The sequence below is a fragment of the Actinoplanes sp. CA-142083 genome (assembly GCF_050942195.1).
Taxonomy (GTDB): Bacteria; Actinomycetota; Actinomycetes; order Mycobacteriales; family Micromonosporaceae; genus Actinoplanes.
Window position 1 is genome coordinate 5,551,611 of sequence record NZ_CP192076.1, and the last position, 25,810, is coordinate 5,577,420.

24 protein-coding genes are annotated in these 25,810 nt (G+C 71.7%); 14 read left to right on the top strand and 10 right to left on the bottom strand.

What is annotated here, in order from left to right; translation table 11 throughout:
• Positions 1-13: 13 nt before the first annotated feature.
• Both ACQPZX_RS25485 and ACQPZX_RS25490 read left to right on the top strand, forming a co-directional pair.
• Positions 14-751, top strand: coding sequence for an alpha/beta hydrolase family protein (locus ACQPZX_RS25485; protein WP_433359735.1), 738 nt, complete (start codon positions 14-16; stop codon positions 749-751).
• Between the two features lie 89 nt (positions 752-840).
• A complete protein-coding gene (locus tag ACQPZX_RS25490; protein ID WP_433359738.1) occupies positions 841-1,110 on the top strand; it encodes a hypothetical protein in 270 nt (89 codons plus the stop codon).
• 10 nt (positions 1,111-1,120) lie between these two features.
• Here ACQPZX_RS25490 and ACQPZX_RS25495 read toward each other — a convergent pair whose 3' ends face one another.
• Positions 1,121-1,954, bottom strand: coding sequence for an inositol monophosphatase family protein (locus ACQPZX_RS25495; RefSeq protein ID WP_433359741.1), 834 nt, complete (start codon positions 1,952-1,954; stop codon positions 1,121-1,123).
• A 105-nt stretch (positions 1,955-2,059) separates the two neighbouring features.
• On the bottom strand, positions 2,060-2,665 hold the full coding sequence (locus ACQPZX_RS25500) for an HAAS signaling domain-containing protein (RefSeq protein ID WP_433359744.1): 606 nt from the start codon (positions 2,663-2,665) through the stop codon (positions 2,060-2,062).
• Between the two features lie 126 nt (positions 2,666-2,791).
• On the opposite strand from ACQPZX_RS25500, the gene ACQPZX_RS25505 reads away from it, so the two are divergent.
• Positions 2,792-3,676, top strand: a complete 885-nt coding sequence (locus tag ACQPZX_RS25505; protein WP_433359747.1) for an ABC transporter substrate-binding protein — start codon at positions 2,792-2,794, stop codon at positions 3,674-3,676.
• Here the strand turns inward: ACQPZX_RS25505 and ACQPZX_RS25510 are convergent.
• Positions 3,673-4,434: a CDP-alcohol phosphatidyltransferase family protein gene (locus ACQPZX_RS25510; protein ID WP_433359749.1), complete on the bottom strand. Its 762-nt coding sequence runs from the start codon at positions 4,432-4,434 to the stop codon at positions 3,673-3,675. The two genes, ACQPZX_RS25505 and ACQPZX_RS25510, sit on opposite strands and share 4 nt — an antisense overlap.
• Before the next feature lie 97 nt (positions 4,435-4,531).
• Here ACQPZX_RS25510 and ACQPZX_RS25515 point away from each other — a divergent pair, with 97 nt between their 5' ends.
• The 5 genes from ACQPZX_RS25515 to ACQPZX_RS25535 are packed head-to-tail and all read left to right on the top strand — an operon-like array spanning position 4,532 to position 8,817.
• The gene (locus ACQPZX_RS25515; RefSeq protein WP_433359752.1) at positions 4,532-5,506 is read left to right on the top strand and encodes a zinc-dependent alcohol dehydrogenase; all 975 of its coding nucleotides are present in this window, start codon (positions 4,532-4,534) and stop codon (positions 5,504-5,506) included.
• Positions 5,507-5,510: 4 nt separating this feature from the next.
• Positions 5,511-5,909 (top strand): 6-pyruvoyl trahydropterin synthase family protein, encoded by a 399-nt coding sequence (locus ACQPZX_RS25520; protein ID WP_433359755.1) that lies wholly within the window; start codon positions 5,511-5,513, stop codon positions 5,907-5,909.
• Complete coding sequence (locus ACQPZX_RS25525; RefSeq protein ID WP_433359758.1) at positions 5,906-6,967, top strand: glycosyltransferase family 4 protein; 1,062 nt, start codon at positions 5,906-5,908, stop codon at positions 6,965-6,967. The genes ACQPZX_RS25520 and ACQPZX_RS25525 overlap by 4 nt, the downstream gene beginning before the upstream one ends.
• Positions 6,964-7,731 (top strand): class I SAM-dependent methyltransferase, encoded by a 768-nt coding sequence (locus ACQPZX_RS25530; RefSeq protein WP_433359761.1) that lies wholly within the window; start codon positions 6,964-6,966, stop codon positions 7,729-7,731. Before ACQPZX_RS25525 ends, ACQPZX_RS25530 begins: the two co-directional genes overlap by 4 nt.
• Before the next feature lie 60 nt (positions 7,732-7,791).
• The gene (locus tag ACQPZX_RS25535) at positions 7,792-8,817 is read left to right on the top strand and encodes a lysylphosphatidylglycerol synthase transmembrane domain-containing protein (protein ID WP_433359764.1); all 1,026 of its coding nucleotides are present in this window, start codon (positions 7,792-7,794) and stop codon (positions 8,815-8,817) included.
• 2 nt (positions 8,818-8,819) lie between these two features.
• Here ACQPZX_RS25535 and ACQPZX_RS25540 read toward each other — a convergent pair whose 3' ends face one another.
• Positions 8,820-9,515, bottom strand: a complete 696-nt coding sequence (locus ACQPZX_RS25540) for a RibD family protein (RefSeq protein ID WP_433359767.1) — start codon at positions 9,513-9,515, stop codon at positions 8,820-8,822.
• A gap of 161 nt (positions 9,516-9,676) precedes the next feature.
• On the opposite strand from ACQPZX_RS25540, the gene ACQPZX_RS25545 reads away from it, so the two are divergent.
• The 3 genes from ACQPZX_RS25545 to recQ are packed head-to-tail and all read left to right on the top strand — an operon-like array spanning position 9,677 to position 14,462.
• Positions 9,677-10,318, top strand: coding sequence for a GTP cyclohydrolase II (locus tag ACQPZX_RS25545; protein ID WP_433359769.1), 642 nt, complete (start codon positions 9,677-9,679; stop codon positions 10,316-10,318).
• Positions 10,319-10,350: 32 nt separating this feature from the next.
• Complete coding sequence (locus ACQPZX_RS25550; RefSeq protein WP_433359772.1) at positions 10,351-12,267, top strand: SpoIIE family protein phosphatase; 1,917 nt, start codon at positions 10,351-10,353, stop codon at positions 12,265-12,267.
• Complete coding sequence (gene recQ, locus ACQPZX_RS25555) at positions 12,264-14,462, top strand: DNA helicase RecQ (protein ID WP_433359775.1); 2,199 nt, start codon at positions 12,264-12,266, stop codon at positions 14,460-14,462. The genes ACQPZX_RS25550 and recQ overlap by 4 nt, the downstream gene beginning before the upstream one ends.
• A 202-nt stretch (positions 14,463-14,664) precedes the next feature.
• Here recQ and ACQPZX_RS25560 read toward each other — a convergent pair whose 3' ends face one another.
• The 3 genes from ACQPZX_RS25560 to ACQPZX_RS25570 all read right to left on the bottom strand — a co-directional run bounded on the left by ACQPZX_RS25560 (position 14,665) and on the right by ACQPZX_RS25570 (position 18,230).
• Positions 14,665-15,153, bottom strand: coding sequence for a DinB family protein (locus ACQPZX_RS25560; protein WP_433359778.1), 489 nt, complete (start codon positions 15,151-15,153; stop codon positions 14,665-14,667).
• A 296-nt stretch (positions 15,154-15,449) separates the two neighbouring features.
• Entirely contained in the window at positions 15,450-16,793 is a 1,344-nt protein-coding gene (locus ACQPZX_RS25565; RefSeq protein ID WP_433359780.1) for a M20/M25/M40 family metallo-hydrolase, read from the bottom strand.
• An 18-nt stretch (positions 16,794-16,811) separates the two neighbouring features.
• The gene (locus ACQPZX_RS25570; RefSeq protein WP_433359783.1) at positions 16,812-18,230 is read right to left on the bottom strand and encodes an anaerobic C4-dicarboxylate transporter; all 1,419 of its coding nucleotides are present in this window, start codon (positions 18,228-18,230) and stop codon (positions 16,812-16,814) included.
• 119 nt (positions 18,231-18,349) lie between these two features.
• Between ACQPZX_RS25570 and ACQPZX_RS25575 the strand changes: the two genes are divergently transcribed.
• Positions 18,350-19,684, top strand: coding sequence for a M20/M25/M40 family metallo-hydrolase (locus ACQPZX_RS25575; protein WP_433359786.1), 1,335 nt, complete (start codon positions 18,350-18,352; stop codon positions 19,682-19,684).
• Here the strand turns inward: ACQPZX_RS25575 and ACQPZX_RS25580 are convergent.
• Positions 19,681-20,337, bottom strand: a complete 657-nt coding sequence (locus ACQPZX_RS25580) for an HAD family hydrolase (RefSeq protein ID WP_433359789.1) — start codon at positions 20,335-20,337, stop codon at positions 19,681-19,683. The two genes, ACQPZX_RS25575 and ACQPZX_RS25580, sit on opposite strands and share 4 nt — an antisense overlap.
• A gap of 38 nt (positions 20,338-20,375) precedes the next feature.
• Here ACQPZX_RS25580 and ACQPZX_RS25585 point away from each other — a divergent pair, with 38 nt between their 5' ends.
• Positions 20,376-21,569: an ROK family protein gene (locus tag ACQPZX_RS25585; RefSeq protein ID WP_433359792.1), complete on the top strand. Its 1,194-nt coding sequence runs from the start codon at positions 20,376-20,378 to the stop codon at positions 21,567-21,569.
• A 303-nt stretch (positions 21,570-21,872) separates the two neighbouring features.
• The gene (locus ACQPZX_RS25590) at positions 21,873-22,238 is read left to right on the top strand and encodes a YybH family protein (protein ID WP_433359795.1); all 366 of its coding nucleotides are present in this window, start codon (positions 21,873-21,875) and stop codon (positions 22,236-22,238) included.
• Between the two features lie 241 nt (positions 22,239-22,479).
• Here ACQPZX_RS25590 and ACQPZX_RS25595 read toward each other — a convergent pair whose 3' ends face one another.
• Positions 22,480-22,887, bottom strand: a complete 408-nt coding sequence (locus ACQPZX_RS25595; RefSeq protein WP_433359798.1) for a VOC family protein — start codon at positions 22,885-22,887, stop codon at positions 22,480-22,482.
• A 105-nt stretch (positions 22,888-22,992) separates the two neighbouring features.
• Entirely contained in the window at positions 22,993-25,674 is a 2,682-nt protein-coding gene (gene ppdK / locus ACQPZX_RS25600) for a pyruvate, phosphate dikinase (protein WP_433359801.1), read from the bottom strand.
• Positions 25,675-25,810 lie beyond the last annotated feature (136 nt).

Consider the following 25,810-nt stretch of genomic DNA (forward strand, 5'->3'; position numbering starts at 1 on the left):
CTAGGCTCACGGCATGGGCAGGCTGGGGGCGGTCGTCGTGCTGGTCGCGCTGCTGGCCGGCTGCGGTGGCAGCGCCGCACGCGCCAACACCGGCGCCCCGCAGCCCACCTACCGCCAACTCCGTCTGATGCGCGGCGACCGGCCCCTGCTCACCACGATCTGGTCGCCGGCGGACGATCACCGGCACCCGGTCGTCCTGTTCAGCCATGGCCTCGGCGGGCTTCCGGCCCAGTTCGCGCCGATCGCCGCCACCTGGGTCGCCGCCGGGTTCGCCGTCGTGGCCCCGGCCTATCCGCACACCAACGGCAAGGTCAAAGTCGACGCCCATGACGTACGGAATCAGCCAGCCGACGCCGAATTCGTGCTGCGCTCCCTCGCGGAGGACCCGCACCTGGACCTCGGCCACGTCACAGCTGTCGGCTTCTCGGCGGGTGGCACCACCACGCTCGGCCTCCTGCATCCCGGCCATCTGCCCGGCCTGCGCGCCGCCGTCTCGATAGCGGGCCGCCGTCCTCCCGCCAAGTTCGGCGGCACTCCCGTACCCGTGCTGTTCCTCCACGGCGACCAGGACCCCACCGTGCCCATCGCGGCGGGCCGGGCCGCCTTCGCCGCCCTGCCCTGGCCCGCCAAGACCTTCGTGACGATTCCCGGCGGCCGGCACGGCGGCTACCTCAACCCGGGCAACCCCGACTATCCCCGGGCACAGGCGACGATCCTCGCCTTCCTCCGCGCGCCGGACGCCAAGGTTTAGCACTTTTACCCAGAGTGATGCGGACGGCCGGAAGACCTCGACCGTTCGGCCGGTCCTGCACGCACGGTGATCTTGCCTAGGCTGCTCCGGTGCACCTCACCCACGTAGCGATGGCCGCAGCCGTCACCGTAAGTGCGGCCGGCGTCTCTTACGCAGCGTTGAACCCGGACCGTCTCGAGAAGCAGGCCCAGGCCGTCGCCGACCGCGCCAGCTGCCGCACGGTCGACGCGGCGATCATCGCCTACGTGGGCCTGCACGACGAGCCCCCGGCCACGATCGCCGACCTGAAGGGCTTCGTGAAGGGCGACATCACCGCCTACCGCATCGTCGACGGAGTGGCCGCCGGCCCCGGCTGCTGAAACAACAGCACTAGGCGGAATGCCGAGCGTCCGCGAGCACCTCCAGCGCCGCCTCCCGCAACGCCTCACTGCGCGCATACAGCGAAGCCCCCGGCCCCGGCCGGGTCCGCCCGTTGAGCCCGCTGAACGACCCACCCGCCTCGGTCAGGATCAACGACGTCGCCGCGAAGTCCCAGATCTGCCCACCGGTCTGGATGGCGAGGTCCAGCTCACCGCGGGCCACCATCAGCCCGGGGTGGATCCGCCACGGCAGCGGCGGCGTGATCGCCTTGAGCGGCGCGACCAGGTGAGGCGCCCACTCCTCCGGCACCACCCCGAGCCGGCTCTCCTCGAGCGTGTCCGGCCCGCCCTCGGTGACCCGCACCGGCGTGGCCGCCACGGCGCGCCCGCCGACGATGCGGCCCTCGAAAGTCCCACCACCGCGCGACGCCCACCAGATGCTCCCCTGGGCCGGGTGCGCCGCCACCCCCGCGACGATCTCCCCGTCCTCTTCGAGGCCGAGCAGCACCAGCCACCGGTCGTCCCCCTCGACGAACAGCCGGGTCCCGTCGATCGGGTCGATGATCCACCGCCGCGCGGCGCCCGCCGTGGCGCCGCCCTCCTCCTCGCCCAGGATCGCGTCGTCCGGCCGGGCGTCGGTCAGCACCTCGCGGATGGCGGCCTCGACGGCCCGGTCGGCCGCCGTCACCACGGACCCGTCGGCCTTCAGCTCACGTGGCAGGTCGGCGAGCGCGCTGAAGTGCGGCATCGCGACCGCGGCCCCCGTGATCACCGCGCGCAGGGCCAGTTGAAGATCCGTCTCCACCAGCCCATCCTGCACGTACGCCTCGATTTTGCCCGGCATGCGACCCTCCGTGACCGTTTCGTGTCTGCTCCGACAGCGAACACAGCGCGAACGACCGGACGGTTTCCGCAGGGAGAACAAAGGGGAGAACAAAGGGGCGGACAATCAGCGGCGCCGCAGCGAGTTGAGCAGCGTCATCCCGGCCGCGAAGGCGCCCGTGCACATGGCCAGATAGATCAGCAGCAGCGCCGCGCCGGTGTGGAACGGCAGCGTCGCGAAGAACAGCGTCAGCACCGCGCCCATCGCGGCCGACCCGGCCGTCAGGGTCCACCCGACAGCCTTGTCCGCCGGTGTGAAGTGCGGCGACGCGCTCGCCAGCAGCATGCCGGCCACCGGCGACACCACCGGCAGGAAGAACGCTCCGGCGGTCAGCATCCCGACCGCCGTGTACTCCGCGACCCCGCCCTGCTGCGCCGGCAGCCGCGAGGGCGGCGGGGGCGGCGGCACCAGGGCCGGCAACCGTACGTGCGGCGGCAACTGCCCCCTCCGCACCGCGTCGACGAGCGCCTCGGGCGGTCCTAACCGCTGCACGATCGCCGCGGCGTCGTCGAGTGGCGACGAGGCCGCGGCCCGGCGCGCCGCGATGTAGTCGGCCACCGTGGTCATCAGCTCGTCCCGCAGTTGCGGCGACAGGTCTTCGCTCTGCGCCCACAGCGCCGCGAGATAGTCGAGAACGATCACATCGGTGTGCGCGAGCGGTGCCGTGCTCATGTGTCTCCCCCATGCTGGTCCGGCGGGTGACAGAAAGCATCCGCGCATGCGCCCGGCGGCCACATCCCTCCCCGGACCGAATCCCCCGCCGTGCCTACGCCTTTCGGCCGATGCCACCCTGGAGAGATGCGCCTGGTCTCCCTGCTCCCCTCCGCCACCGAGATCGTCTACGCCCTGGGTCTCGGCGACGATCTGGTCGGCGTGACCTTCGAGTGCGACGAGCCCCCGCACGCCCGCCAGGAGAAAACCGTCGTGGTCGGTGGTCGCGACACCAGCGGCATGACCCCGGCCGAGATCGACGCCTATGTAAAACAGCAAATGTCGGCGAAAGCGGACCTGTACACGCTGCACGCCGGCGCGCTTGCGGCGTTACAACCAGATCTGATCCTCACGCAGGATCTGTGCCGGGTCTGCGCGCTGCCCTCCGACCACGTCGACGAAGCCCTCGATCACCTGGGCTGCCGGGCAGACGTCCTCTCCCTGGATCCCTACTCGCTGGATGAGGTCCTCGACACATTCCGCCGGGTGGGCGCCGCCGCGGGCGTACCCGAAAAAGCCGACGCCCTGCTGGCGGCCCTGCACCAGCGTCTCCACCAGGTCAGCGAGGCAGTCGCGGCAAGGCGCAGGCCGAGGGTCGCGGTCGTCGAGTGGGTGGACCCGCCGTTCACCGCCGGCCACTGGGTCCCCGACCTGGTCACGGCCGCGGGAGGCGATCCGGTCGCGGCGCGTGGTGGGTCACGCTCCATCGAGATCTCGTACGCCGACCTGGCCGCCCCGGAGCCCGAGGTCGTCATCGTCACCCCGTGCGGCTTCCACCTGGACGGCGCGATCAAGCAGGCCGCAGCGGTGGTCCCGCACTTCCCCCACGCTCAGGTCTGGGCGATCGACGGCGACGGTCTGGTCGTGCGCCCCGGCCCGCGCCTGGTGGAGGGCGTCGAGGCGATCGCCGCCATCCTCCACCCCGATGCCGTCCCCGCGCCGCCCCCCGGGGCGATCGCCCGAGTGTCCTAGCCGACCAGCGCGGGCCGCGGCGCCGACCACCGCACCCGGGCCGCCGCCCGCACCTGCGAGGCCTTGTAGAGCCAGATCGCGTCCCGGCCGAACGACCAGGTCAGCGACGCCAGCGCCACGGCGAGGGCGACCTGCGACAGCACCGGCGGCAGCAGGTTGGCCGTCACCAGCGCCAGCACGATGCCCTGCAGGGCCGCCACGACCTTGCGGGAGAACCGGTGCGGCAGCGCCGCGGTCAGCCAGGGCAGGGCCCACGAGGCCGCCACGAACAGGTACCGGTACGCCCCGAGCGCCACCGTCCACCAGCCGAACCGGTCGCCGGCGTAGACGCTGAGCACCAGGATCAGGAACGCGTCGATCTCCATGTCGAAGCGGGCGCCCAGCGCCGTCGTGTTGCCCGTGCGGCGGGCCACCTGACCGTCCACACCGTCGAGCGCCAGCGCCACCCCGGCCACCGCCACCAGCGCCGGAGTGCTCACCGGATGGGTGAAGGACGTCACCACCAGGGCCGTCACCCCGCCGACCAGGATCGCGCGGGAGAACGTGACGACGTTCGCCGGGCCCATCGCCCGCATCCCGTGCCGCTGCAGCCCGGCGCCCAGCAGACCGCACAGCGCCAGCCCGTACACGGCCCCCGCGAGCAGGCCGGCCGCGGTGAGCCCGAGCGTCGCGGCGAGCGCGCCGAGCAGGGCGGCCTGCGCCCCGAGGCCGATCATCGGTCCGCGAGCGGGGGCCGACGGGGTGGCTGCGAGTGTCACCGTTCCTCCAGAGCAAGATCGGCTGCGTATGGTTGCCGCTGTCAGCGCTTAACACGTGCGGTAGCGAAGTTCGGTTCAGCAGTTGAGGAGACAGCCCATGTCGGGTGACGCCCGGGCGTTCTGGCTCGCCTCCCCCGGACGGGGCGAGATCCGCCCCGAACAGGTCAGGCGTCCGGCCCGCGACGAGGTCCTCGTGCGCACCCTGCACACCGGGGTGAGCCGCGGCACCGAGACCACGGTCTTCACCGGGCGTGTCCCCGAGAGCCAGTGGCCGCTGATGCGGGCGCCGTTCCAGGAGGGCGACTTCCCGGCCCCGGTCAAATACGGCTACCTCAACGTGGGCGTCGTCGAGGAGGGCCCGGCGGAGCTGCGGGATCGCGTCATTTTCTGCCTGTACCCCCATCAGACCCGCTATACCGTCCCCGCTTCGGCGGTCACGGTGGTGCCGGACGGCGTTCCCCCACATCGGGCGGTCCTCGCGGGCACCGTGGAGACGGCGGTCAACGCGCTGTGGGACGCCGCCCCGATGATCGGCGACAAGATCGCGGTGGTGGGTGCGGGCATGGTGGGTGCGTCGGTCGCGGCCATCGCCGCGCAAATTCCTGGCGTACGGGTGGAGCTCGTCGACATCGACGCCTCGCGCGCCGAGCTCGCGGCCCGGATCGGCGCCGCCTTCGCCACGCCAGAGCAGGCCCGGGACGGCTGTGACATCGTCGTGCACGCCAGCGCCACGTCGGCGGGCCTGGCCCGGTCGCTGGAGCTCGTCGCGCCCGAGGCCACCGTCGTGGAGCTGAGCTGGTACGGCGACAAGCAGGTCACGGTCCCGCTCGGCGAGTTCTTCCACTCCCGCCGCCTTACCGTCCGCTCGAGCCAGGTCGGCGGCATCGTCCCCGGCCGCCGCCGCGGTTACCCGGAGCGACTGGCGCTCGCGCTCGACCTGCTCAGGAACCCCGCCTTCGAGGCGCTGATCACCGGCCGCTCGCCCTTCGCTGAGCTGCCCGAGGTGTTGCCACGTCTCGCGGCGGGTAGCCTTCCGGCCCTCTGCCACGTGATCGACTATCCCGAGGAGTAGGCACTTGTTCAGCGTCACCGTCCGCGACCACATCATGATCGCGCACAGCTTCCAGGGCGACGTCTTCGGACCGGCCCAGAAGTTGCACGGCGCCACCTTCGTCGTGGACGCCACGTTCCGCCGGCCGCAGCTCGACGACGACAACATCGTGGTCGACATCGGCCTGGCGAGCGAGCAACTGCACGCGATCTGCGGCGGCCTGAGCTACCGCAACCTCGACGACGAGCCCGGCTTCAAGGGCGTGAACACGTCCACGGAGTACCTCGCGAAGGTCATCGCCGATCGCCTCGCCGCGAAGGCCACCGCCGGCGAGCTAGGCCCCGGCGCCGCCGGCCTCACCGGGATCGCGGTGACGCTGCACGAGTCGCACATCGCCTGGGCCTCCTACGAGCGAGATCTGTGAGCAACCCGCTGTGGGCCGTGCTGCCGGGTTCGATCGACGACCCGGCAGCCCCCAGCGGCGGAAACCGCTTCGACCGCATAGTCCTCAACCTCCTCTCCGGCGCGACCAGCCCGCAGACCGGCGGCGACCTGCCCACCCGCCCGGTCTACGAGATCGCCGTCGACGGCACGTGGCCGACTCCCGACGACGAGGCCCGAGAGTCCCTCGCCCACGCCCTATCAGATATTCCCGATAAGTCCGATGTGCTCCTCGACGGCTTGGTGGCCTGCGGCGTCCCCGAGATCCTCGCGCCCCACAAGAAGCGCCTCCGCCTGATCGTCCTGGTCCACCTCCCCCTGAGCGACGAGACCGGCCTGACCCCCCAGCAGCAGACCGAGCGCAGATCTCGCGAGCGCACCACCCTCCACCTGGCGTCGCTGGTGATCGCCACCAGCCAGGCAGCCGCCCACCGCATTTCGGAAATGCACGACTTGCCCGGTGACGTCGCCGTGATGGAGCCCGGCGTGTCGCCCTCCGAACTGACAAGCCCTGATAAATCGGGCTATAGGCTGCTGTGCGTGGCCTCGGTCACCCCCAGGAAAGGGCAGGACCTCCTCGTCGCGGCCCTCGAGCGAAGCCTCGGTGACCTGCGGTGGAGCTGCACCTTCGCCGGGGCTGTCGGCCGGGCTGTCCCGCACGCGAGTGAGAACATCCACTTCGTCGGGCCGTTGCAAGGGACCGCGCTGGACGCCGCGTACGGGAACGCCGATCTTTTTGTTCTTCCCTCGCGTGCCGAAACCTACGGCATGGTGATCACCGAAGCCCTGGCCCGCGGCCTGCCCGTGATCGCCACCAGGGTCGGCGGCGTTCCCGAGGCCCTCGGCAGGGCGCCCGACGGGACCCTCCCCGGCATCCTCGTCCCGCCCGGCGACCCCCGAGCCCTGGCCACCGCCTTGCGGGCATGGCTCACCGACCCCGAGCTGCGCGCCACCCTGCGCGCCTCCGCCGCCAAGCGCCGCGAAACCCTCCCGACCTGGGATGACACAGCACGACGACTCAGTGAGGTGCTTGACGCATGACCGGAGAGTTCAGCGAATCCTGGCTGGGGCTTCGCGAGCCCGCCGACGCCGCCGCGCGCAGCAAAGAGCTCGTCGCGCTGCTGCCGGGTCCGATTCGCACGATTCGTGACCTCGGCTGCGGGACCGGCTCGCTCGGGCGCTGGCTGGCGCCGCAGCTCGACGGCCCGCAGCACTGGATCATGGCGGACCGTGACCCCGCGCTGCTCGAGCACGCCGCCGCGAACATGCCCTTCCCGGCCGTGACCGTCGAGACCGCGCTGAGCGATGTCACCGCGCTCACCGCCGGCGATCTGACCGGCACCGACCTCGTCACCTGCTCGGCCCTGCTCGACCTGCTGACCGCCGAGGAGGTGCAGGACCTGGCCGACGTGCTGGCCGCGTCCAGGACTCCGGCGCTGTTCACGCTTTCGGTGGCCGGCGAGGCGACTCTCGACCCGCCGCTGCCCGAGGACGCGACGATCGAGGATGCCTTCAACGCCCACCAGCGCCGCGTCGTCGCCGGTCGCAGGCTGCTCGGGCCGGACGCTCCGGCCGCCGCCAAGGATGCGTTCGAGAAGGCCGGGGCCACCGTCGTCACCCGTCCGAGCCCGTGGCGGCTGGGTGACCAGAATCGGGCCCTGACCGCCGAATGGCTGCGCGGCTGGGTCGGCGCCGCCGCCGAGCAGCGCCCTGACCTGCGGTTCGACACATATCTGGACACGCGCCTGGCAAACGTCCCGAACGCCACGATCGGGCATGTTGATCTTTTGGCGATCTTCGGCTGAACCCTTTGTGCCCGTCCCGGCGTACTAGGGGAAGACGGGCACAACGGAGGGGACGGCGACGTGACGCGATCGATCTGGCCATGGCTGCGGCTGCTGGGCGGGGCCGGCATCCTCGCGGTGCTGCTGTGGCGGCTCGGCACCGGCGCCTTCCTGGACGGCCTGCGGGTGCTCGACCTGCCCGCCCTGTTCGTCGCGTTCACCATCGGGGTCGTCACCACGGTGTTCAGCGCGTGGCGGTGGTGCCTGGTGGCGCGCGGGCTGGGGCTGCGGCTCGGGCTGCGCGGCGCGATCGCCGACTACTACAAGGCGCTGTTCCTCAACGCGGCGCTGCCGGGCGGCGTGCTCGGCGACGTGGACCGGGCCGTCAAGCACGGCCGCGACGAGGGCGATGTCGGGCGCAGCGTCCGCGCGGTGGTGCTGGAGCGCACGGCCGGGCAGATCGTGCTCATCGGCGTGGGCGTCGCGGTGCTCCTGTCCGTACCCTCGCCGGTCCTGACCCTGCTCGAGCAGCACGGAGCCGTTGCCGCCGTCGTCTGCGCGGGCATCGCCGCAGCCGCGGTCCTGGTCCTTCTCGCCTGCCGCAAGCTGCGGCAGGGCGGTTCCAAGGTGGCGGCCGGCGTGCGCACGGGTCTCGCCGAGATCCGGACCGGCCTGCTGGCCCGCCGCAACTGGCCGGGCATCACGCTCGCGTCGACGGTCGTCCTTCTCGGACATCTCGCGACGTTCGTGGTCGCGGCCCGCGCGGCCGGTTCGAGCGCCTCGCTGCTGCGGCTCGCGCCGCTGATGCTGCTGGCGCTGCTGGCCATGTCGCTGCCGCTCAACATCGGTGGCTGGGGTCCGCGCGAGGCGGTGACGGCGTGGGCGTTCGGCGCGGCCGGTCTCAGCGCGACGCAGGGCCTGACCACGGCAGTCGTCTACGGCGTCTTCGCCTTCGTGGCGGCGATGCCGGGCGCGTTCGTCGTGGTGGCCCGGGCCGTCCGCCCGCTTTCGGTGGATCATTCCGTACGGGTGGCAGCGCCGGTCTCGCCCGCGCCGGCGATGTACGTCAGCTCGCCGCAGCGTGAGCTGGCCCGCACAGGCGCCTGATGTCAGTCCTTCTCACCGAACCGATCGGAGAGGGCGTACCGCAGCAGCACCACGTCGCCGATCTGGCGCACCCCGGCCAGCCGGGCCCGGTGGCCGGGCCCCCACGGGAAATCGCCGTCGCTGACGAAGCGCGGGGCCCGGGAGTCGCCGACGAAGAACGGCGCGACCACCAGCTGGAGCTCGTCGGCGAGCCCGGCGGTGAGGAACTGCGTGTGCATGGTGCCGCCGCCCTCGACCATCAGCCGGCGCACGCCGCGCGCGGCCAGGTCGGCGGCGACGGTGTGCAGGTCGACGGGGTCGCCGCCGTCTATCACGGTCGCCACGTCGCCGAGCCGCTTGCGGGCGTCGTCGACGGTGGCCGTGGCACAGTAGACGAGCTTGTCGACCTCACCGAGCGTGAAGAACCGCGCGGTAGGGTCGATGTCGCAACTGCCGGTGACGGTGACCTTCACCGGGTGTGGGCGCTCGCCGCGCGCCACGCGGGCGGCCCGGCGTTCGGCCGAGCGCACCAGCAGGCGCGGGTCGTCCTGCCGGATGGTGGCCGCGCCGACGAGGATCGCGTCGCAACCGGCCCGGACCTCGTCGACCCGGTCGAAATCGGCGTCGTTGGACAGCAGCAATCTGTCCTGTGCGGCATCGTCGAGATATCCATCGATCGACATGCCGCAACTCAACAGCGTGTAAGGACGCTCAACCACCGATGACGCCTCCAGTAGAGCGACGATCGTCACCCCGGTCGAACAGTTGCGTACAAGATAAACCGCGCGACGATGACAGGCACGTTCGCAATCTGTTGCGTTCGGAAGACCTTGTCGGTGGGCAAAGACCAGCGGGGAACCAACGAGGAGGACCGATACCGATGAACAAGGCCACGGTGCGTCAGCAGGTCACTGTTCCGCTGCGCTTCTCGGACGGCTACACCACCACGGCGCGAGTGATGACCTTCGACGGCCTGGTCGACGGCAAGGAGCACATCGCCCTCGGGCTCGGTGACTGGCAGCGGGCGCTGACCAAGTCGGCGGCCGGCGGGCGGGCGCCGCTGGTGCGGCCGCACAGCGAGTGCCTGACCGGGGACGTGTTCGGCAGCCAGCGCTGCGACTGCGGGCCGCAGCTGCGCGAGGCCGCCGAGCGGATCACCGACCAGGGCGGCTTCCTGCTGTACCTGCGCCAGGAGGGCCGCGGTATCGGGCTGTACGCCAAGCTGGACGCGTACGCGCTGCAGGACGCGGGGCTGGACACCTACGAGGCGAACGTGGCGCTCGGGCACGGCGAGGACGAGCGCGATTACACGGCGGCGGCGCAGATGCTGCTTGCGCTGGGCGCCGATCGCGTACGGCTGCTCAGCAACAACCCCGACAAGGCGACGCAGCTCGAGGCGTGCGGCATCGAGGTGGCGCAGCGGATCCCGACCGGGGTGCACATGTCGGCGGCGAACGTGCGCTATCTGGCGACGAAGGCCTCGCACACGTCTCACACGATCGAGCTACCGCTGGCCGAGTAGGTTCTTCCCGCGACGTCCGGCACGATGTGAGGATGGACGATCCGCTTCTCCTCGCGCTCGACCAGGTGCCGTTCATCCTGGTCGTGTGCGAGGGGCCCGACCTGCGGGTGCTCAGCCTCAGCGCGGCGACCAGGGCGGTGCTGCCCGGCCGGGCGTGGCGGGGCGTGCCGATCCGGGACGTGATCAGCGACCTGATCGGGCAGCAGTTCGTCGACGCGTACTACGAGGTCTACCGCACGGGTGAGCCGGTCAACGGCAAGGAGTGGCGCGCAAATCTGGATATGCCGGATGGGTCCGTCCACGAGATGTTCGCGAACTTCACCATCACGCCCTGGCGCTCCCCCTCGGGTGAGATCCGCGGTGTGACCGCGGTGGGGTTCGACGTGACCGAGCTGGTGCGCGAGCGGCAGGCCGCGGCGCTGGTGCGGCGCAAGTACGAGGAGAGCCTGCAGGTCATCACGTCGCTGCAGCTCTCGTTGCTGCCGGCCGGGTTGCCGGTGCTGCCCGGCCTGCAGGTCGGGGCGAGCTACCTGCTGGCCGACGCGGACACGGCCGCCGGCGGGGACTGGTTCGACGCGGTGGCGCAGCGCGACGGGCGGGTCGCGCTGATCGTCGGCGACGTGGTCGGGCACGGCGTGACCGCCTCCGGGGTGATGGGCCAGCTGCGGGCGGTGCTGCGGGACCGGCTCGACGACGGCGCCGGGATCCTGGAGGCGCTGGGCGCGGCCGACCGGTTCGCGTCGCGGTCGCCGGCGGCGCACGCGACGACCATCTGCATGGTGTCGCTCGATCCGGTCTCGGGCGATCTCACCTACTGCACGGCGGGCCATCCGGCCCCGCTGGTGGTGTCACCGTCCGGGGAGACACGCTTTTTGCCGGGTACGGGCGGGGCGCCGCTGGCCACGGGTGGGTCGTTCCCGGTCGGCACGGCGCGGCTGGCCCCCGGTGAGCTGCTGCTGCTCTATTCGGACGGGATTCTGGAGCGGCCCGGGCGCACCCACCCGAGCGGCTCGGCGGAGCTGGCCACGGTCGCGGCCTCCTGCGCGGCCGGCCGGGCGTTCTCCGACCCCGGCCTGACGGCGGCCGAGCGGGTCTGCGTGCAGACGGTGGAGATGCTGGTCCGGGCCACCGGCCACCACGACGACATCACGTTGCTCGCGGCCCAGCGCGTACCCGTGCTCACCGATCTTGATCTTGATCTGCCGCCGGAACCGACGGCGCTGCGCGGCGCCCGCGAGACGATCGGCGAGTGGCTGGCCTCGGCCGGGGCCACGTCGCAGGACACCTTCATGATCCAGCACGCGCTCGGCGAGCTGATGACCAACTCGATCGAGCACGCCGCCAGCCTGGTGGCCGTCAGCGGCTGGCTGACGCCGGCCGGGGAGGTCAGGTTCTCGGTGCGCGACCAGGGCGCCTGGCGGACGCCGACGGTCTCCCCCACCCGCGGGCGCGGGCTCGCGATGGCGGCCCAACTGGTCGACGGGCTCAAGGTCGAGCCGTCGGCCTCCGGCACGACCGCGTGGGTGCGGCACACGCTGACCAGGCCGGCCCGGATGCTCGACCTGCCGGTCACCTCCGCCCCGGCGGTGAGCTCCCCGTTCCTCATCGCCGAGGAGCCGGGCGGGGACGAGACCCGGGTGCGGATCGAGGGCGCGGTGGACGCGGTGACCGCCGGATCCGCCCGGCAGGAGCTGCTGCGGCGCAGCCGGGGCGGGACGGTGCCACTGCTGGTGGACCTCTCCGGGGTGACGCATCTGTCCAGCGCCGGGGTGTCGGCGTTACATCACGTGGCGGCTGTGCATCTGTCGCAGAGCGCGCCGATCACGCTCGTGGCCTCGGAAGGCTCTCCGGCGCAGGTGATCCTCGATCTTGTCGGGCTGGCGCGCGGCCCGGTGTTATCCACAGGCCTCCGCGAAATGTCGGTCGACCTCTCTACTATCGCGGGGTGACTTCCGAATCCGCCGCCCTTGGGGTACTCAACCGCGTCTTCGGCTACCCGTCGTTCCGCGGGGCGCAGGCCGAGATCATCGACCACGTGGCCGGCGGCGGCGACGCGCTGGTGCTGATGCCGACCGGCGGCGGCAAGTCGTTGTGCTATCAGATTCCCGCCCTGGTCCGCCCCGGCACCGGCATCGTCATCTCGCCGCTGATCGCCCTCATGCAAGATCAGGTCGACGCGCTGCGCACGCTCGGCGTCCGGGCGAATTTCCTGAATTCCTCGCAGGACTACGAGGAGCGCCGCATCGTCGAGGCCGAGTTCGTCAACGGCGAGCTCGACCTGCTCTACGTCGCGCCCGAGGGCCTGGGCGTCCCCGCGACCCAGCGGCTGCTCGACCGCGGCAAGATCTCGCTGTTCGCGATCGACGAGGCGCACTGCGTCTCCCAGTGGGGCCACGACTTCCGGCCCGACTACCTCGGCCTGTCGATGCTGCACGAGCGCTGGCCCGAGGTGCCGCGCATCGCGCTGACCGCGACGGCGACCAGCGCCACCCGCACCGAGATCGCCACTCGCCTGCAGCTGACCGACGCGCGCCACTTCACCGCGAGCTTCGACCGCCCCAACATCCAGTACCGCATCGTGCCCAAGAACGAACCCCGCCGCCAGCTGCTCGACCTGCTGAGGACGGAGCACGCCGGCGACTCCGGCATCGTGTACTGCTTGTCCCGCGCGTCGGTGGAGAAGACGGCCGAGTTCCTTTCCCAGCAGGGGATCCCGGCGTTGCCTTACCACGCGGGCTTGGACAGCCGGGTCCGGGCGGCCAACCAGTCCCGCTTCCTCCGCGAGGACGGCCTGGTCATGGTCGCGACGATCGCCTTCGGCATGGGCATCGACAAGCCCGACGTCCGCTTCGTGGCCCACCTCGACCTGCCCAAGTCGGTGGAGGGCTACTACCAGGAGACGGGCCGCGCCGGCCGCGACGGCCTGCCGTCCACCGCCTGGCTGGCGTACGGTCTGCAGGACGTCGTCCAGCAGCGCAAGATGATCGAGAGCTCCGAGGGCGACACGGCCCACCGCCGCAACCTCTCCCAGCACCTCGACGCGATGCTGGCCCTGTGCGAGACGGTCTCCTGCCGGCGCGGCCAGCTGCTGAACTATTTCGGGCAGACCGCCGAAACGGAAAGCTGCGGCAACTGCGACACGTGCCTGACGCCCCCGTCCTCCTGGGACGGCACGGTCCCCGCGCAGAAGATGCTGTCCACGGTGTTGCGGCTGCAGCGCGAGCGGGGGCAGAAGTTCGGCGCCGGCCAGTCGATCGACATCCTGCTCGGCAAGGAGACGGAGAAGGTCCTGCAGTTCCGCCACCAGGAGCTGTCGGTCTTCGGCATCGGCGCCGACCTGCGCGACCAGGAGTGGCGGGGCGTGGTGCGCAAGCTGCTGGCGGCGGGATATCTGGCGGTCGAGGGCGAGTACGGCACGCTGGTGCTGACGCCCGCGAGCGCCTCGGTGCTGCGCGGCGAGGTCAAGGTGATGATGCGGCGCGAGGCCCCCAAGCCACCGCGCGCACCCCGCGCCCGCCAGGCCGCCGCGGGCTCCTCCGGCGGCCTGGCGGGCGGGTCCGCGGCGCCCGACTTCCCCGCCGAGGCCGCGCCGGTCTTCGAGCTCTTGCGCGCCTGGCGTGCGGCCACGGCCAAGGAGCAGGGCGTCCCCGCCTACGTCATCTTCCACGACGCCACGCTGAAGGCGATCGCCACACTGCGCCCGAGCTCGCTGGCCCAGCTGGGCACGGTGTCCGGCGTCGGCCAGGCCAAGCTGACCAAATTCGGTCAGCAGGTCCTCGACACCCTCGCCGCCACACCCGACGCGCCGTCCCCGTCCCCGTCCCCGTCCCCGTCATCGTCCTCGTCCTCGTCCTCGTCCTCGTCGGCACCGTCCATGTCACCGCCACCTCCGTCGTCGGCGTCCCCGACGTCGGCGTCCCCGACGTCGGCGTCCCCGACGTCGGCGGCGGCCGGCGGCTCGGCCACCGGCAGGCCGCAGCCCACCGGCGCCGGGCCGCGCTCGGCCACCGGATCCGGCGCCGGCCGGCGTTCATCCGCCGCGCCGCAGCAACGCGCCGCGGAGCCCGAGCCGTTCTTCTTCGGCGAGGAACCACCCGACGAAGAGCCGCCTTACGACGACTACGACGACGGCGCCTACAGCTGACAGCCGCCGGCCTGGGGGCGGCGCCTAAAGCTGACAGCCGCCGGCCTGGGGGCGGCGCCTAAAGCTGACAGCCGCCGGCCTGGGGGCGGCGCCTACAGCTGACAGCCGCCGGCCTGGGGGGCGGCGCCTACAGCTGACAGCACGCCGCCGCCCGGGCGGCGCCTACAGCTGACAGCACGCGGCCCCAGGGGCGGCGCGCCGGTCAGCGGCCGGTGGCGCCGTCGATCTGCTCGCGGAGGATGTCGGCGTGGCCGGCGTGCCGGCCGGTCTCCTCGATCATGTGGACCAGGACCCACCGCCGGGACGGGGGCAGCGCCCTCCCCGGCGGCCGGGGCGCCGCCTCGGTCAGGTCACTCCAGGTCCCGATCACTTGGTTGGCGAGCGCGGTGGTCTCCCGGTAGGCGGCAAGCAGAGCGTCCGCGGTTTCCGACGCGGTCGGCCGGAAGGTGCGGCGCATGTTGGTGATCGGCTCCTCCAGGAAGTAGAACCGCTCCACTGCCGTCAGATGCTTGATCAGGCCCAGGAGGCTGGTGCCGGAGGGCACCCCGGCGGTGCGGACCGCCGGCTCGGGCGCGCCGGCGACCTTCGCGGCGACGGCATCACGCAGGTAGTCGAGGAAGCCCACCAGCGTCGCCCTCTCGTCGGGCGCGGTCCAGGCGGGCCCGGTGTCCTTCCGTCGCTGTGGCGGCATCAGCATCCATCTGCGGGCGGTGCGGCAATCCGGCCACACGGTCGTGCCGCTGACCAGACGGCCCGGCGGGATCAGGCTACAAGGTGATCTACCTGCCACTTCAAACCCATGACCGGTACGAGTGGGTCTACGTGCTCAATGGGCAGTGCGACTGCAGCTCGAGTACGAACTGGGCCCTTGTGAGGCGGCGGAGTTCGATACCCGCACGCCCCACCGGATTGCCAGCGCCGGCGAGCAGCCCGCCGAGTTGCTCACCCTCTTTCGGGTCCCAGGGCGAGCGCGCCCACCTGTCACCGTCACGAACCCGCTGAGGAAGCCAGGTTCCGCAGGAGCAGAGCTTGAGCGACGATCATCCGCTGAAGCTCGGCCGGATCGACGCTCTCGTCCGACCCGTGGATGCGCGCCGCCGCGATGTCCGACACTCCCCACAGCAGGAACTCGCCCTCGGGCGACGCGTCCTGCAGGTACCGCAACAGCGGAATGGAACCCCCGTTGGCCGCCTCGCCCGGCGCCTTGCCGAACGCCTCTTCGAGGGCCAGCCGGGCGGCGGCGTAGCCGGGACCGTCGGTGCGGCAGGCGAACGGCGGCGCGGCCTTGGTGCGCTCCACCGAGACCTGCGCGCCCCACGGCGCGTGCGCCACGAGGTGCGCGGCCAGCGCGTCGAGTTCCTTCTCCGGTGTAGAGCCCGGGACGATGCGCATCGAAAGCTTGGCGCGCGCCTGCGGGATCAGCACGTTCGACGACCCGGCCACGCTGGTCATGTCGATGCCGATCGCGTTGACCGACGGCTTCCCCCACAGGCGGTGGCTGACCGGGCCGGTGCCGGTCAGCTGGACGCCGTCCAGGAGGTCGGCGCTCGCCCGGAACTCCGCCTCGCTGAAGTCGGCGCCCTCCCACACCCCGGTGGTCACGCCGTCGACCGCCACGTTGCCGTCGTCGTCGTGCAGGGTGGACAGCAGGCGGGCCAGGGCCATCATCGCGTCCGGCGCGGGGCCGCCGAAGACGCCGGAGTGCAGCGGGTGCTGCAGGGTGCTGACCGTTACCACGCACGCCACGTCGCCGCGCAGGGCGGTGGTGAAGACCGGCTCCGCCACGCGCAGGTTGCCGGTGTCGCAGATGACGAAGACGTCGCAGGCGAACAGATCCGGGTGGGCCCGCACGAACCCCGGCAGGTTGCTCTCGGTCTCCTCCATCCCTTCGAGGATCAGCCGGACCGTGCAGGGCGGCCGGCCGTCGAAGGCACGCAGGGTGCCGAGGTGCGCGACGATGCCGCCCTTGTCGTCGGCGGCGCCGCGCCCGTAGATGCGGCCGTCGTCCTTGCGGGTCGGCGTCCAGGGGTCGCTGGTCCAGCCCTGCGACGGCAACGCGGGCTGCACGTCGTAGTGGGCGTACAACATCACGACCGGGGAGCCGGGCGGACCGGGCACCTCCGCGTAGATGGGCGGGTAACCGTGCGGGACGGGCATCAGTTCCGCGTTGGTGAAGCCTGCCGCCCGTACGAGATCAAGGGTTTGATGTCCCATGAGCTCGACCGGCTCGGCCGGGTAACCGGGGAAAGCGACCGACGGAATGGTGACCAGGTGTTCCAGATCGGTCAGCAGCGACGGCATCAGCGCCGCGACCTTGTGCGGGATCTCCATGGCGTGCGCCCCCAGGGGTCAGAAGAAGATGGCGCCGATCGCCGCGCCCACCACGACGGTCGTGAACGAGAGCACCAGCATCGGGACGAAGTAGCTGTGGTCGAAGAGCTTGGTGCCCAGCTTGGTGGTGCCGGAGAGGTCGAAGTTCGCGGCGGCGATCTGCGGGCCGCCGGTCGGGAGCGCGTACACGCCGCCGATGCCACCGGCCCACATGCCGGCCAGCAGGCCCGGCGACAGGCCGGCCGCGAGACCGATCGGGACGATCGTGCGGGTGGCCGTCGACTGGCTGGTGGTGAGCGCGGCGACGATGAAGACGGCCAGCGCGAAGATGAAGCGGTAGTCGTTCACCCAGCCGCCGACCGTGTCGACGATGAACTCCTCGTGCGCCTCGATGAAGGTCGACGTCATCCAGGCGATACCGAACAGGGCGATCGCCGACATCATGCCGGCCTTGAACACCGACATCTCCGGGACCGTCTTCACCTGCGGGCGGCCGACGAAGATGATCGCGACCGCGGCCACGAACATCACCATGACGATGGTGCTGGTCATGTCGATCGGCTCGGAACCGCCGCCCTCGACCGGGAAATGCGGGCGCAGCGCGGGGAACAGTCCGAACATGACGATCAGAAGCACACCGACGAGGAAGGCGATCGCGGCGTTGCGTCCCTGTTTGGTCGCGGTGAGCGCGGCGGAAGCGGGCACCGGGTCGTCGTCGAGGTCGGCGTCGGCTGTTCCGCCGCCGCCGGTGACCGACGGCTGCTTGGTGATGGTGCGGACGCCACCGGGCGCCGGGATCAGCCCGGCCGCCACGCGCTCCTGCACCTCGGGGTCCTCGGCCAGCTCCTTGCCCATCCGGTTGACGACCAGGGCCGTCACGACGATGCCGGCCAGGCAGGCGGGGATGGTGACGGCGAGGATCTGGGTGAGGCCGAAGTTGTACGGCGCGGTGTCGGTCAGCGTGAGCATCGCGGCCATGGCGGCCGAGACCGGCGACGCGGCGAGGGCCACGCCGGACTGCACGACGCTGACCGAGAGCGGCCGCGACGGCCGGATGCCGTTGCGGTACGACACGTCGTAGATGACCGGCAGCAGCGGATAGAGGATGTTGCTGGTGCCGGCCCCGATGGTGAACGCGAACGCGGTGATCGGGGCGATCAGCGTGATCTGCCGGGGATGCGCCTCGATGATTTTCGCGGCGACCTGGACCATCCAGTCGATGCCCCCGGCGGCCTGCATCATCGCGGCCGCGGTCACCACGGCCAGGATGATGGCGATCGCGCCGGCCGGCGGCTCGCCGGGCGGCTCCCGGAAGATGAAGACGAGAACGGCGACGCCGACGCCGCCCCACACGCCGACACCGACTCCGCTGGAGCGGGTGCCCATGACGATGCAGCCGAGGACCACCAGCGCCTCGAGTACGAAGACAATGTCCATGTCCGGTCGCCCTTTCCCGCGCGCCCGCCGATGGTCAGGAGGTTCGCATCCGGCCCTCATCCGGGGCGTCATCCACAAAGGATGAGGTGAACCGGTCCGCTCGCTGCGGAAATGGACTCATGCAGACGAAAGATCGAGTAGCGGCGCTGATGCCGTCGTTGCTGGAGAGCCTGGAAAGGCTGGTCGCGATTCCGTCGGTCGCGTTTCCCGGTTACCCGGCCGAGCCGGTCGAGCTCATGGGACATCAAACCCTTGATCTCGTACGGGCGGCAGGCTTCACCAACGCGGAACTGATGCCCGTCCCGCACGGTTACCCGCCCATCTACGCGGAGGTGCCCGGCCCGCCCGGCTCCCCCGTCGTGATGCTGTACGCCCACTACGACGTGCAGCCGGCCCCACCCGAGCAGGGCTGGACCAGCGACCCCTGGACGCCGACCCGCAAGGACGACGGCCGCATCTACGGCCGCGGCGCCGCCGACGACAAGGGCGGCCTGGTCGCGCACCTCGGCACGATGAAGGTCTTCGACGGCGAGCCGCCGTGCACCGTGCGCCTGGTCGTCGAGGGCATGGAGGAGACCGAGAGCAACCTGCCGGAGTTCGTCCTCGCCCACCCGGATCTGTTCGCCTGCGACGTCTTCATCGTCTGCGACATGGGAAACCTGCGGGTCGGCGACCCGGTGCTCACCACCACGCTGCGCGGCGACGTTGCCTGCGTGGTAACGGTCAGCACCCTGCAGCACCCGCTGCACTCCGGTGTCTTCGGCGGACCGGCGCCGGACGCGATGATGGCCCTCGCCCGCCTGCTGACCACCCTGCACGACGCGGACGGCAACGTCGCGGTGGCCGGGGTGTCGCGCAACCCGTGGCACGGCGGCGACCTCGACGAGGACGAGTTCCGCTCGAGCGCCGACCTGCTCGACGGCGTCGGGCTGATGGGCACCGGCGGCCTCGCCAAGCGGCTGTGGGCCGAGCCGTCGATCAACGCGATCGGCATCGACATGACCAGCGTGGCCGGGTCGTCCAACGTGCTCATCCCGCAGGCCCGCGCCAAACTCTCCATGCGCATCGTCCCGGGCTCATCGCCGGAGAAGGAACTCGATGCGCTGGCCGCGCACCTCGTGGCGCACGCGCCGTGGGGCGCCCAGGTCTCGGTGGAGCGCACCAAGACCGCGCCGCCGTTCGCCTGCCGCACCGACGGTCCCGGCTACGCCGCCGCCCGGCTGGCCCTCGAGGACGCCTTCGGCAAGCCGGTCGAGGAAGCGGGAAACGGCGCGTCGATCCCGCTGCTGGGAACCCTGCACGAGGTCGCGCCGGACGCCGAGTTCATCCTCTGGGGACCGGAGGACGTCGCGCGCTCCCGCATCCACGCGTCCGACGAGAGCGTCGACCCGAGCGAGATCGAGAAGCTGATCGTCGCCCAGGTCGGCCTCATCGAGCGGCTGGCCGGCCGTTAGAGGTGGCCGCTCAGCTCCGAGAGATCGGCGATGACGTACGTGGCGGCCGCGCCCTCGGCCGCCGGCAGCCCTCGGCGATTGACCCACACCGAGCGGATCCCGGCCGCGTTGGCGCCCGCCACGTCGGCCCGCAGCGAGTCCCCCACGTGCATGACGTCGCCGGCCTCCAGGCCCAGCGCGGCCAGCCCGTGCCGGAACATGGCGGCGTGCGGCTTGTAGGCGCCGACCCGCTCGCTGCACACCACCGCGTCGAAGCGCAGCCCGTGGTGCGCGATCGCCGCCGACAGCACCGCGTGGTCGGCGTCGGACACCACACAGATCGGCACAGTGACCCGCGACAGGAACTCCAGCGTGCCCCGGCGCAGCGGCAGCACCCGCCCGCTGAACTGGCCGGCGCCGAACTCGGCCGGGTCGCCCGGGCACCCGTACGCGGCCATGACCGTGGCCAGGCTGTGCACGGCGCAGTCGCGCAGGTTCCGGAACGGCGTCCCGTCCGCGACCGCCGCGTACTCCCGCTCCCAGCCGGCCAGAACCTCCTCGCCGGTCGGCCGGCCCGGGGAGCCGGCGGCGACCCGCCCGGCGATGGCCAGCATGGTGGAATCGTCGTCCTCGACGACCGTGCCGTAGAAGTCGAGCAGCAACCCTTTGATCACGGGCCAATTGTCGCCGGACCGGTTAGGTTGTTGGTCAGATGCACCGCCACCGATCCAGCCTGGGGGACCTGCTCCACCACATCCATGTGAGCGGGCCGCTGTCGCGTGCCGCGCTCGCCGAGCGGATGGGCGTCAACCGCAGCACGATCCTCGGGTGGACCGCCGAGCTGGTGGCCGCCGGGTTGGTGCGTGAGGAGCATCCATCGGGTACGACCGGGGCGGGCCGGCCGTCGCTGGTGGTGGTGCCCGAGTCCGAGCGGGTGTGGGTGCTCGCCTTCGACGTCGCGGTCGACCGGCTCGTGGCGGCCCGGGTCGGCCTGGGTGGCCGCGTCCTGGACCGGCGGGAGGCGGCCCGGCCACGCGCCGGCGTCGACCTCGACACGGTGGTGCGCAAGCTGGCGGCGCTGGGCCGGGAGCTGATCGAGCCCGGCTCCCTCTGCGTCGGCGTCGGCGCCTCCTACTGCGGCATGATCCGCCCCGGCGACGGGATGGTCCGCTACGGCCCCGAGATGGGCTGGGTCGACCAGGCGTTCGGCGCGGAGCTGTCGCGGGCGCTCGGCATCGGCCTGCCCGTAGCCGTCGGCAACGAGGCCCACCTGGGCGCGCTGGCCGAGTTCCAGCGCGGCGCCGGCATCGGCTCCCCCGACCTGATCTACCTGCACGGCGACGTGGGCGTCGGAGGCGGCATCCTGGTCGGCGGCCAGCTCCTGGGCGGCGAGGGCGGCTACGGCTCCGAGGTGGGTCACATGCTCGTCAACCCGGTCGACGGCCGCCCCTGCCTGTGCGGCTCCCGGGGTTGCCTGGAGGCCGAGACCGGCGAGTGCGCCCTGCTCGACGCCGCCGGCCGCGAGTCAGGCGAGTTCGGCCGAGACGCTGTCCGCGCAGTCGTCCGCGACGCGACCGCCGGTGACCGCATAGCTGCGTCTGCCGTGGCCGAGATCGGCGACTGGCTGGGCATCGGCGTAGCCAACCTCATCAACCTCTTCAACCCGGGCGTGGTCATCTTCGGCGGCACTCTGCGCGACGTCTACGCGGCCGCCGCTCCGCAGGTGGCCGCCCGCATAGGCCAGCACGCCATGCCGGTCTCCCGCGAGCGCGCCCAGTTGCGAGTCTCGGCCCTGGCCGACGACGCCACCTTGATCGGCGCGGCAGACCTCGGCTTCGGCGCCCTCATGTCCGACCCGCTCGACGCCCCCACCGCCAAGTCAGCAGCCGACACAGCCGCCCGCTGAAAGACCCGACGTCACACCGCCCGCGCCACGCGCCGCCTGCCCGCGCCACGCGCCGCCTGCCCGCGCCACGCGCCGCCTGCCCGCGCCACGCGCCGCCTGCCCGCGCCACGCGCCGCCTGCCCGCGCCACGCGCCGCCTGCCCGCGCAGCGCCCGCCCGCGCAGCGCCCGCCCGCGCAGCGCCCGCCCGCGCAGCGCCCGCCCGCGCAGCGCCCGCCCGCGCAGCGCCCGCCCGCCCGCGCAGCGCAGCGCGCGAGCGGGCTAAATGCGGTGCGGGCGCGACGGCCCGCAGCCATGCTGGGCGCGTGGATTTCACTGAAGCCCTCGACGGGCACCTGGCAACCATCGAGGCGCGCGACCTGAAGGCATATCTGGCCACCGTCCGCGACGACGTCTCGCTGATCATGCCGAACGGCCGCCTCCTGCAGGGCCGGGAGGCGATCGCCGACTTCCACCGCGAGTGGTTCGACGATCCGGACTGGAGCTGGCGCCTCTCCCCCTCCCACACCGCGATCGCGGGCGACACCGCGGTAGCCGTCTTCACCGTCGACTACGACGATCGCGACCAGCACGGCGAGCCCTACTCAACCCGTTATGTCCTGAGCCTCACCTTCACCCGCGACGCCGGCCCCTGGCTCCTCCTGCACGACCAGAACACGCCGCTCCCCTGAGGACCGGGCCGCGCGCGGGGCCACCCCGGCCCTGAGCGACAAGCCGCGCGCGGGCTGCCCCGGCCCAGTGGGACGAGGCCGCGCGCGGGTTGCCCCGGCCGAGCGGGACGAGGCCGCGCGCGGGCTGCCCCGGCCCAGCGAGACGAGGCCGCGTGCGGGCGCGCTCGGCCCCGCCGGACAAGGGCCGCCCGGGAGGTGCGCCCCCGCCTCGGGAGACTGGGAAGTCGCGGCGAGCGGGCCGTCAGGAACCGACCACGTCGACCATCCACTGGATGCCGTACTTGTCCTTGCACTGGCCGAACGTGTCGCCCCACATCTGCTTCTCGAAGGGGACGCCCACCTCGCCGCCGTCGGACAGCTTGGCCCAGACCTCCTCGAGGCCCTCGCCGGGGTCGCCGCTGAGGCTGCAGGTGACGTTGTTGCCGGGGTTCAGCGTCATGCCGGGGGCGGTGTCGGAGGCCATCAGGCGGTAGCCCCTCGGGGTGTCGAGGTTGGCGTGCATGACGAGATCTTTCACGGCGGGGTCGGGGCTGCCGAACTCGCCGAATGTGTTCACTTTCAGCTCGCCGCCGAAGACGGACTGGTAGAACTCCATGGCCTCGCGGGCGTTGCCGCCGAAGGTCAGGTAGGGGTTGAGCTGTGACGCCATCGCAGGCTCCTTTGGCTGATATGAGCTGTCACCGGCGACGCTAGACCTACCCACCGACAAAAAGAGCCCTCCGGGGGAGACTTCCCCCGGAGGGCTCAGCGAATCTCAGCGGTGGTCGGAGCCCGTGGACTCGATCGCGGCGCGGCCGGCCTCCAGGCGGGCCACCGGCACCCGGAACGGCGAGCAGGACACGTAGTCGAGCCCCACCTCGTGGAAGAAGTGCACCGACTCGGGGTCGCCGCCGTGCTCGCCGCAGACGCCCAGCTTCAGGCCGGGGCGGGCCGCGCGGCCCTCGTCGGCGGCGATGCGCACCAGGCGGCCGACGCCGTCACGGTCGATCGACTCGAACGGGCTGATGCCGAAGATGCCCAGCTCCAGGTAGCGCCAGAAGAACGCCCCCTCCACGTCGTCGCGGGAGAAGCCCCAGGCCATCTGGGTCAGGTCGTTGGTGCCGAACGAGAAGAACTCGGCCGCCTCGGCGATCTGCCCGGCGGTGAGCGCCGCCCGGGGCACCTCGATCATCGTGCCGATCAGCACCTCCACCCCGGAGTCACCGACCACTTCCGCGATGATCTTCTCCGCCTCCGCGCGTACGGTCTCGAGCTCCTGAACGGCGCCGACCAGCGGAACCATGATCTCCGGCCGGGGGTGGCCGCCCTCGGCGGCCAGCGCGACGGCCGCCTCCGCGATCGCACGGACCTGCATGCCGAACAGGCCGGGGATCACCAGGCCGAGACGGACGCCGCGCAGGCCCAGCATCGGGTTCTGCTCGTGCATGCGCCGCACCGCCGCCAGCATCCGCTCGCCGCGCGGGGAGTCCTCGCCGCGCTCCTTCGCCACCGCCACCTGCACCGCGAGCTCCTCGAGGGACGGCAGGAACTCGTGCAGCGGCGGGTCGATCAGCCGCACCGTGACCGGCAGGCCGTTCATCTCGCGGAAGATGTCCAGGAAGTCCGCCCGCTGCAACGGCTGCAGGGCGCTGAGCGCGTCGTTGCGCTCGGTCTCGGTGCGCGCCAGGATCAGCCGTTCGACCAGTTCGCGGCGGTCGCCGAGGAACATGTGCTCGGTGCGGCAGAGTCCGATCCCGTGCGCGCCGAACCGCCGCGCACGCGCGGCATCAACCCCGGTGTCGGCGTTGGTGCGTACCTTCAGCTTGGCCTTTTCATCCGCATGCGTCATGAGCAGATGTACGGCCGACACGAGCGGCTCATTGGCCAGGGCCGGATCGAGGTCCCCTTCGAAGTACTGCACCACCTCGGACGGCCGCACCGGCACCTCGCCGAGGTAGACGCGCCCGGTCGTGCCGTCGACCGAGATCATGTCGCCCTCGTGGACGACCTGCCCGCCGACCGTGAACCGGTCGCGCCCGACCTCGATCCCGTCGGCGCCGCAGACGCAGGTCTTGCCCATGCCGCGCGCCACCACCGCCGCGTGCGACGTCTTGCCGCCGCGCGAGGTCAGGATGCCCTGGGCCGCGATCATGCCGGGCAGGTCGTCGGGGTTCGTCTCCCGCCGTACGAGAATGACGTTCTTCCCGGCCCCGGCCCGCGCGACGGCGTCGGCCGAAGTGAGGACCACCTCGCCGAAGGCCGCGCCCGGCGACGCCCCCACGCCCCGGGTGAGCGGCGACGGGTCGGCGGAGAGGTCGAAGCGCGGGAACATCAGCTGGGCGAGCTGCGCCCCGGACACGCGGGTGACCGCCTCGTCCAGGTCGATCATGCCCTCGTCGACGAGCTGCGCGGCGATCGTGAAGGCGGCCGCCGCGGTCCGCTTGCCGACCCGCGTCTGCAGCATCCACAGCTTGCCGCGCTCGATGGTGAATTCGATGTCGCACAGGTCGTGGTAGTGGCCTTCGAGCGTCGCCATGATGCCGAGCAGCTCGTCGTACGATTTCTTGTCGATCTTCTCGAGGTCGGCGAGCGGAAGCGTGTTGCGGATGCCGGCCACGACGTCCTCGCCCTGCGCGTTCTGCAGGTAATCGCCGTAGATGCCGCTCTCGCCGGTCGCGGGGTCGCGGGTGAACGCGACGCCGGTGCCCGAGTCCGGCCCGAGGTTGCCGAAGACCATGGCCACGACGTTGACGGCGGTGCCCAGGTCGGCCGGGATGCGCTCCTGCCGGCGGTAGAGGACGGCGCGGTCCGCGTTCCACGAGCGGAACACGGCCTCGATTGCAAGATCGAGCTGATGGCGCGGGTCCTGCGGGAAGTCGTGGCCGACGTGCTTGGCAAAGACTTTCTTGTACGCCGAGACGAGCGCCCGCAGATCGTCGGCGTCGAGCTGCACGTCGTCCTTGACGCCCTTGGCGACCTTGGCCTTGTGCAGCGCGTCCTCGAACTCGTCGCCGGGCACGTCGCACACGGTCTTGCCGAACATCTGGATGAGCCGGCGGTACGAGTCCCACGCGAACCGGTCGTTGTCACCGGCCTGGCGGGACAGGCCGGCCACCGACTCGTCGTTGAGCCCCACGTTGAGGACGGTCTCCATCATGCCGGGCATCGAGAACTTGGCCCCGGACCGTACGGACACCAGCAGCGGGTCGGCCGGGTCGCCGAGCTTGCGGCCCATCGCCTCCTCCAGCGCCGCGAGATGCCGGTCGATCTCCTCGTCGAGACCGTCGACGTGGGTGCCCTGGGCGAGGTAGCGCTGGCACGCTTGGGAGGTGATGGTGAAGCCGGCCGGCACGGGCAGGCCGAGGTTGGTCATCTCGGCGAGGTTGGCCCCTTTGCCGCCGAGCAGATCCTTCATGTCCTTGTTGCCCTCGGCGAAGTCGTAGACGTACTTCTCCATGCCGACCACCTCCGGTTAACGATTCCGCGGCCGAACTGGTTTCTGCCCCGAGATTCGTAAGGCTAAGCAGACCTTGGCCGAATAGTTAACCGGCACGTGGGGTTTTCCACAGGCTCCCGCATGCCGCTGTTCGGGA

Bases quoted from the DNA above. Each gene is read 5' to 3' on its own strand.
- ACQPZX_RS25485 (WP_433359735.1), top strand. From the start codon at position 14: ATGGGCAGGCTGGGGGCGGTCGTCGTGCTGGTCGCGCTGCTGGCCGGC.
- ACQPZX_RS25495 (WP_433359741.1), bottom strand. From the start codon at position 1,954: ATGCCGGGCAAAATCGAGGCGTACGTGCAGGATGGGCTGGTGGAGACG.
- ACQPZX_RS25500 (WP_433359744.1), bottom strand. From the start codon at position 2,665: ATGAGCACGGCACCGCTCGCGCACACCGATGTGATCGTTCTCGACTAT.
- ACQPZX_RS25505 (WP_433359747.1), top strand. From the start codon at position 2,792: ATGCGCCTGGTCTCCCTGCTCCCCTCCGCCACCGAGATCGTCTACGCC.
- ACQPZX_RS25515 (WP_433359752.1), top strand. From the start codon at position 4,532: ATGTCGGGTGACGCCCGGGCGTTCTGGCTCGCCTCCCCCGGACGGGGC.
- ACQPZX_RS25530 (WP_433359761.1), top strand. From the start codon at position 6,964: ATGACCGGAGAGTTCAGCGAATCCTGGCTGGGGCTTCGCGAGCCCGCC.
- ACQPZX_RS25545 (WP_433359769.1), top strand. From the start codon at position 9,677: ATGAACAAGGCCACGGTGCGTCAGCAGGTCACTGTTCCGCTGCGCTTC.
- ACQPZX_RS25550 (WP_433359772.1), top strand. From the start codon at position 10,351: ATGGACGATCCGCTTCTCCTCGCGCTCGACCAGGTGCCGTTCATCCTG.
- ACQPZX_RS25560 (WP_433359778.1), bottom strand. From the start codon at position 15,153: ATGCCGCCACAGCGACGGAAGGACACCGGGCCCGCCTGGACCGCGCCC.
- ACQPZX_RS25565 (WP_433359780.1), bottom strand. From the start codon at position 16,793: ATGGAGATCCCGCACAAGGTCGCGGCGCTGATGCCGTCGCTGCTGACC.
- ACQPZX_RS25570 (WP_433359783.1), bottom strand. From the start codon at position 18,230: ATGGACATTGTCTTCGTACTCGAGGCGCTGGTGGTCCTCGGCTGCATC.
- ACQPZX_RS25575 (WP_433359786.1), top strand. From the start codon at position 18,350: ATGCAGACGAAAGATCGAGTAGCGGCGCTGATGCCGTCGTTGCTGGAG.
- ACQPZX_RS25585 (WP_433359792.1), top strand. From the start codon at position 20,376: ATGCACCGCCACCGATCCAGCCTGGGGGACCTGCTCCACCACATCCAT.
- ACQPZX_RS25595 (WP_433359798.1), bottom strand. From the start codon at position 22,887: ATGGCGTCACAGCTCAACCCCTACCTGACCTTCGGCGGCAACGCCCGC.
- ppdK (WP_433359801.1), bottom strand. From the start codon at position 25,674: ATGGAGAAGTACGTCTACGACTTCGCCGAGGGCAACAAGGACATGAAG.